The sequence below is a fragment of the Alicyclobacillus suci genome, assembly GCF_017329615.1.
Classification (GTDB): Bacteria; Bacillota; Bacilli; order Alicyclobacillales; family Alicyclobacillaceae; genus Alicyclobacillus; species Alicyclobacillus suci.
In genome coordinates this window covers 1-6,905 of the sequence record NZ_JAFMTW010000076.1, presented here as the reverse complement: position 1 = coordinate 6,905, position 6,905 = coordinate 1, and the positions used below count along the sequence as shown (strand labels likewise).

At 44.7% G+C, this 6,905-nt stretch carries 6 protein-coding genes; 1 reads left to right on the top strand and 5 read right to left on the bottom strand.

Annotation, left to right across the window (positions count from 1 at the left end; translation table 11 throughout):
- Positions 1-238: 238 nt before the first annotated feature.
- The 5 genes from J3482_RS19135 to J3482_RS19115 form a co-directional block, all read right to left on the bottom strand.
- On the bottom strand, positions 239-910 hold the full coding sequence (locus J3482_RS19135; protein WP_206922949.1) for a GNAT family N-acetyltransferase: 672 nt from the start codon (positions 908-910) through the stop codon (positions 239-241).
- A gap of 831 nt (positions 911-1,741) precedes the next feature.
- The gene (locus J3482_RS19130) at positions 1,742-2,653 is read right to left on the bottom strand and encodes an ATP-dependent DNA ligase (RefSeq protein ID WP_206922948.1); all 912 of its coding nucleotides are present in this window, start codon (positions 2,651-2,653) and stop codon (positions 1,742-1,744) included.
- A gap of 247 nt (positions 2,654-2,900) precedes the next feature.
- Positions 2,901-3,224, bottom strand: coding sequence for a hypothetical protein (locus tag J3482_RS19125; protein ID WP_328702761.1), 324 nt, complete (start codon positions 3,222-3,224; stop codon positions 2,901-2,903).
- 90 nt (positions 3,225-3,314) lie between these two features.
- The gene (locus J3482_RS19120) at positions 3,315-4,529 is read right to left on the bottom strand and encodes a ParB/RepB/Spo0J family partition protein (protein ID WP_206922946.1); all 1,215 of its coding nucleotides are present in this window, start codon (positions 4,527-4,529) and stop codon (positions 3,315-3,317) included.
- A 93-nt stretch (positions 4,530-4,622) separates the two neighbouring features.
- Positions 4,623-5,207 (bottom strand): nuclease-related domain-containing protein, encoded by a 585-nt coding sequence (locus tag J3482_RS19115; protein WP_206922945.1) that lies wholly within the window; start codon positions 5,205-5,207, stop codon positions 4,623-4,625.
- 193 nt (positions 5,208-5,400) lie between these two features.
- Here J3482_RS19115 and J3482_RS19110 point away from each other — a divergent pair, with 193 nt between their 5' ends.
- Complete coding sequence (locus J3482_RS19110; protein WP_021297485.1) at positions 5,401-6,072, top strand: SOS response-associated peptidase; 672 nt, start codon at positions 5,401-5,403, stop codon at positions 6,070-6,072.
- Positions 6,073-6,905 lie beyond the last annotated feature (833 nt).

Genomic DNA, 6,905 nt, shown 5'->3' with positions numbered 1-6,905 from the left:
GTTTTCTCCAATCTCACATTCTACCAAAGAGGGGCGGATGGCTCATATTTTATGCCCCGGGGTGCCATCCCTTTTTACACAGTATATTGGACTCTACTGTCCCATGTCCATGTGGATCGTTCGTTTAACACATCTACAAATGCCACCTATGCATCACCCTTGTTTTACAAGTCTGTGAATCCCGGTGATATTTGTATGCAGTTTCTTTAATTCCATGACAAGAAATCCTTTTTCCAACCTATTCCGTCAATAAAAGAGATATCTTGCCCTTTTTCTTTTCTAGATTAAGTTCGACCTCAAAACCAAATTTCTCATAGAAGTGTTTTAATCGCTCAACATGTTCCCAATCCGTTTGTACGATTTTCCCGTATATTCTCTTATATTTTCTCGCACGTGCAAGAGATATTAAATGATTCATAGCAAGAGACCCATAACCTTCGTTTTCGTGTGTATTACTCCAAATATCCTGAATATAAATTTCGTTCGGGTCTAAGTCTCCGTTGGAATAATGAATCGTGCATAGCGCTTGACTAGGATATCTACGTACCAAGTGAATTGAGCCGTGGTCATCGTAGATAACGACCTCGCGTTCCACATCTATACCCAATACTTGATAGCCATGACTTTTTAATTTCTCTGAGGTTTCTTCAAGTTTTCGCATGACCATCCTACGTTTATCTTGCAATATGTCCTCCTGAGATTTGATTGGATGGTACCATCGGACACTTTGGAACGGGATGAATATTTCTCTTTCATCCGTATTGAGAATAAAACCTCGCGGGATAACCCTTGTTATTTGTCCTTTCACAGTGTGTGTAAATAGGCGAAACCTTGCGTACTGAAGATAAATGCTCTGATTTAGTAGTTCCTGTGCCTTGGCAAAGGTTAAATCACGTGAATAACCACTCAACGAGTGCGACCACCTTTTGAGTCTGATTTTAACGATAGCCCAAGAGTCGTTTGCACTATCTGAACACGCCTCATCGGCCGTCTGCATATTTTACATACAGGTCCATTGATGACAACACCTATTGTGCGTACCACCTGAAATGCATCACACTTTTTGCAGTAAAAATCGATTACCGGTAGAGTCTTGGTATTGGACATGGATCTAGTCCTCCCGAAGCAGATACATACGATTGTGCCGGTCGAAAGTTGGGCATTGTTCTTCTTTCCCAGACGTAGTCGGGGCTTCCACTAACAACTGCACCCACGTGAAACTCTCACCCACTATCCGCCGAACTGGAGCTGTCATGTATATCACAACTCGAGAAAAGGAGTTCTTCGGCAAATACACGAATATATTCATACGATTTAGTACCATCCAGAATCGATTCAGCATATTTCGGTTTTATTGGTAATATCTATATAGCCGCTCCACCATGTCACGAGCGTGATTGAGCGCCGTTCGTTATGATTAAGTTATCACCATAATCCTTTACCCCTTATTAGACTACTGAATGATGTTCTCAGTGGTCTATTTTTTAGGGTCTCATTCCCCAAGATAGAACACTGAAGGAAAAACCCTACACAACAGAAAAAGGCCAGCAAAACAAATTGCCGTCAAGCAATAAGTTTGAATTCATAGCTCGATTGTAACTGTCGAGATTTCAGAAAACGTTCTATATTCGTTCCATAATTATACAAAAAACACAAAAGAGCGCAGGTATGCCCTGCGCCGTTAAAAGGATTTATCAATATGCCCAAAATTGAACGTATTGGATGTCTGCTTGACTTCAGCCTAACTGACCCATATACACTCTTCAGGTTTCTTATCGAAAATAAAGCGCTCAAACGTTGCTAAACGCAGCGTATGACGCTCCGTTCGTTCAAGGTATTTCACACGCGCCACGATTCCCATCTCGATCCAATAGATGCTCTTTTCTTCACGCAACGTGATACCACGTGCAATGCGCTTGAATGTCTGTTTTTCTACGTCGCTGAAGCCATTCTCCACCCATGCCAACGCCTTTAACCCCGACTGAAAGCGCGCGCCGACAAGAATACCGAAACGCGGTTGTTGGCGCCATGCTAAGATACATGTGTCCATTGTCTTCCACAACTTAATTTTGACCCAGTCGGTTGGGTGCCGCTCATTGAGTCGGTATGGGGAATCAACATGCTTTGCACACGTCCCCTCCCAGTCCATCTCCTTCATCTTTTCGTGCAGTTCGGTACCGTTTCCGACAATTGTCAACGTTGGTAGTAGTGTTGCTGTCCGCCCAACGGTCTGGTCAAGAATCTCCATACGCGCCCTTAACGGAAGTCGTGTATGGTCTTGAATACCCGTTTGCAGCACATCCCACACAACGTACGTCACTGGATGCGTCAACACACCTGCATTGATTTTGTACGGATTAGTCAACCTGGCACGGACCATAACATCATCGAATGATTGACGTCCACCGCGGAATACGACTGCCTCACCGTCGAGAATGCATGTGTCCTCGTCGAGCGTTCTTACCGCTTCTACAACTTCAGGAAATTTGGTTGTCCATATATTCCCATGACGCGTGTAAAGTTCAACTTTATCCCCTTGTTTATGGGCTAGAATGCGAATTCCGTCGACTTTCGGTTGGAAACAGTATTCGGGAGAATCGAAAATCTCTTCTCTCATCGTCAAAAGCATAGGTTTTATAGGTGTAAATAGCATATTCATCACCCATACCATTGTTACAGCTAATTACAGAGGGATAAATAGAGGTTTGCTGGAAGGACTCTTATGAGGATAATAGGTCGCACCGGGGATTGGTCATCATAGGTGTAAGGCACCGCTGATTCGATAGCACAGTATAGAACTTCGAAACTTATACCATATTGAAAACTATGGCCGTAACGAGGCACACCCGGAGACGAAAAATCGCTTGTCGGAGTCTCCGGGTGGCGGTCAATAAGCGGCCCTAACTCCCCCATCCAGTTAAACCGGCATGCAGTTCCGTCCAGTACCACACCGGTTTACCCTTACGACGCGCATAATGAATTTCCCGCTGCGTGCTCGTTCCAATGTAGCCATCTACGTCAATTACATATATGCATTGGGACATATCGATTTTCCGAAGGTGCAATTCTTCAAGTTGGCGTTTTTGGGTCTCTGTCAATTTAATTTGATCCGCGTGTGCAAACACTCCAGGCGCAAGGACGATATGATTAGACATCGTTAATTCCCGGGTGATTTGCTCAAACTCACTCTTGAAACGAGTCGAACCACAAAGGGTAATAATCATCATTGGCGGCCTCCCTGGGGAATTGATTTTCTTATATCCACTTTACTGAAGATACCTATTTGAAATACGCGAATTTCGCGATGATTTTTCTTACTGAACCCTGTCATTCTGCATCTGATCTAAGAGTGTTGCTAATTTCTTTGCTACTCGCTCACACGTTATGACCAATTGTTCCCACGGCGCCAACACATCTTCGTAGTTTTGTGGAGTAAGAATGGCCAACTCGGTTACGAGTTCAATTTCCGCTCGTTCTAGGGCCAATTGGTAAGTTCGAATGGCACTTTGCATCTTACTTACTGCAAATGCCTGGCGCGCCTCTGCGTCCTCGATAGACAAGAGAGATTGTAGTTTTTCTTGGACACCTTTTTGAGTAGCCAGTAGGCGCTCTCTATGGTCTTCTTCATTCATAGGTCTGTTTGTAAATTCTTGTTCGACTTCACTTGCGACGCCGAGAACGTCAATATTACGATTGGAAACCTTTATAGCCAATGAATCCAATGGGCTTCTTAAGGCTTCCTTCACGTCAACTTCGGAGTGGTCCTCAGCCGTTTCTTCGCCTCCTTCAGAACTAAGGTAAAACTCCTCGTCCCCAGGCACATTTACGCCCTGAACAATATCGCTGTCAGATGCTTCGTCTTCGTCACCACGTCCAAATGCCTTGCGAAAACCTTCGGCATCCTGCTTGGTCATGTTGTACGTCTTTGAGACAGAGAGCTCCTTAATACTGTCAAAGACGTTTTCCTGACCTTCTTTTGACAAACGAGACAGAATCGAACCGGCTGCAATTCCTATTTTTCCGTCACTCACTAATTTCTGAAGCGATGGAATCAGCTTATTAAGAGAGATGTACCGTTGAAATGTTCGCGAGGACATATTCAATTTCGCCGCAATACTGTCTAAAACCACGACATCATGTCGTGTTTTTTTGGGACGCCCCTGTTCAATACCCTCTAACTCTTTCAATCGACTACACTGCCAAGCCACTTTCATGAGATCTTTTTCGTCTTGTGCGCGGTCAAGATTATCCTCAATAAGCATGTATTCTGCTTGGTCATCATCAACGTCAACGTACTGTACTGGAACAGATGGAAATCCCAAATCAATAGCAATCTCACATCGCGTGTGTCCTCCGATAATCATGTTCGTGTTTCGTTGTACAAGAATCGGTGTTTTAATTCCGTTAGCAACGATACTATCTCGAATCATAAGATAGCGTCCGTGTTCTTTGTTGGGGATTGTGCGCGCTTTCTCACGTAGAGGGTTTATAACTAAAATTCGGGGATCTACCATTTCAACCGAATCCATTTGCTCCACCTCGCACGGATTTTAAATCCATTTTCATACGAGGCATGGACAAATTCCGTTCCAATAGTGTGATACAACGATTGAAACGCGCGTTCACCGTTTGAGGCTTTTCACCCTCTTCACATGCTGCTTTTCTAAACCAGACACACTTGAATACGCCTCGTGCAGCCAACTGTCCAGTACTCCAACTTGGTCCCATGTGAATCGAACTTTGCCATATTGACGAATCTTACGACAAACTTCATCAGCGCCCACAACCCACTCTTCTGCTTCAACTTGCACCGTTGCAGTACTGCCAAAAACGACAAGGTTGACGTATACCGTTGGTGTCAAATCACCCAATACGTTTCGGAGAGCCCGTATATGCCCCTGATTCTGTCGAATTGGATTATACAGGTCATATGTACCCTTATTGGTCCATACCGTCCAAAATCGGTCGTTCTGACGCCCTATAACGCGGCCATGAATGTTCTTGGTTTCCACTACGAATATCGCGTAGGGAGACAAAATGACGTGGTCGATTTGAGCCGTATCGGAATCTCCATTGGGTATCAGAACGTTGTTTCGGATAATGTACTCTGCGGGTAGTTTGGATAAGGTATGGCTGGTTAAAAGCTCCCCGACTTTACCGGCCACGTTACGGTTATGGATTAACGACTCGACAAGGAACTTCAGCATGGTTAATTGCCTCCTATATGTTCATTTTAGTTCCCCTTTCGGGTTGTAACGGCCACTTTGGGTTTAAAATTTGCATTCCTTTGGTAACAAGCGACTGCAGTACCATTTCCCTTTTCGATCCCTTCATTGGAAAATAATATCAGCCCCTTGCTCGAACACACGTTCTTGTATTACGATCTTAATGGTGATGTCGATGTGCGGCCGTTTTGCAATTACGGAAAGTTGGACGGAAATCCTCAAATACTACGGAATCGTAGAGTCAAACTATGCTTTTCCGAGCAAATACAATATTGCTCCGTCTACACTGATTCCTGGAATTATCACTGGCACCAAAGGTGAGAGACGAGTTGGCCCATTCAGATGGGGACTAGAACCACGAGCGTGGAACTCCGCCGGTCCCAAGCCGATTAACGCGCGCTCTGAAGGGCTACGACAGAATCGCGTATTTCGCAACCTCGTTGAACGGCGCCGGGCGTTAATTCCTGCAACAGGCTATTTTGAGTGGCGTAAGAACGACAAGCAACCCTTCTACATTCGTGTAAAGAGTCGTCCTATCTTTTCGTTCGCCGGCTTTTACGATACCTGGGTCAACGATAATGGTGAAAAAGTCAATACGTGCACCATCATCACTGTCGCGCCTGGTTCAAATATTCGACTAAAGTCGATTCATAACCGAATGCCCGCAATTTTACGCGGTCACCAAGACGAACGTTTCTGGCTTGACCGGAGCGTCACAAACATCGACGACTTACTCCCTATCATTGAACCTTTCCCGGAGGATGACATGATATGGTTCCCGGTGAGCAAGATAGTTGGTAACGTAATCAATGACTCACCTGAGTGCGTTCAGAGGATTGACCGATAAGTTTTTAGACAATCGAGGCACTGACTTTTTACTAAGTCCCTTGCGAGATTCGGTACCCGGCTACCAGCATTTACGATGTCCGAAGGCGGAGACGCGCGGGTCTCGCCTTCGGGAGCACCTGTCTTCTCCCCAGCAATCCCCCCTTTGTGTCTGTTTGGCTCGACAGAACAAAAATAGATGTTAAAGTATCAAGTATATCGAATAGTCAAACTACACTACGGAGGTTTCTTCTAAAATGAATGTTGTTTTGAGTGACGAGGAACGCCTATTAATCCTCTCTAAACTTTCTACAGCACAGCGTGAGTTTCTAGAACAAATTCGTGTTAGTCGCCGTTCTCGAATTATTGAGAGTCTTGCTAAGAAAAGGGGAAGTGGAGTTGACTCTACAAAAACCTTAGAACAATGGGATTTTGTAGGTTACGATGACTCTGGTTTCGGCAACCGTCACTTCAAGTGCGACCATTGTGGGATGAGCTTACGATATCGATTCACAGTCGTTAGTCTTACTAGTGGCGAGAAAACGCACATTGGCCGAGATTGTTTAGAGTCTTTCTATGGGATTCCGTCCTCTGTGGCCGAAGCGATATATCGCGGGAATCATTCGATACATCTAGACTTGGACGAATTGCTTTACAAATTCGAGAATGGCTGGAACCTTGAAGACGAGCATATTAAGATTCCTGACGGGTTCAGATTAGATCCTAGCATTGAACGACATCTAAACTTAGGACTTCGTTAAAGTCTCAAGTAGTGGTGTAAATTCTTCAGGAGGCTGAATCTTGACGAAAAAGCCATCGAGTGCAATCTACTAAAAGTGTGCAGCAATCAGTAGA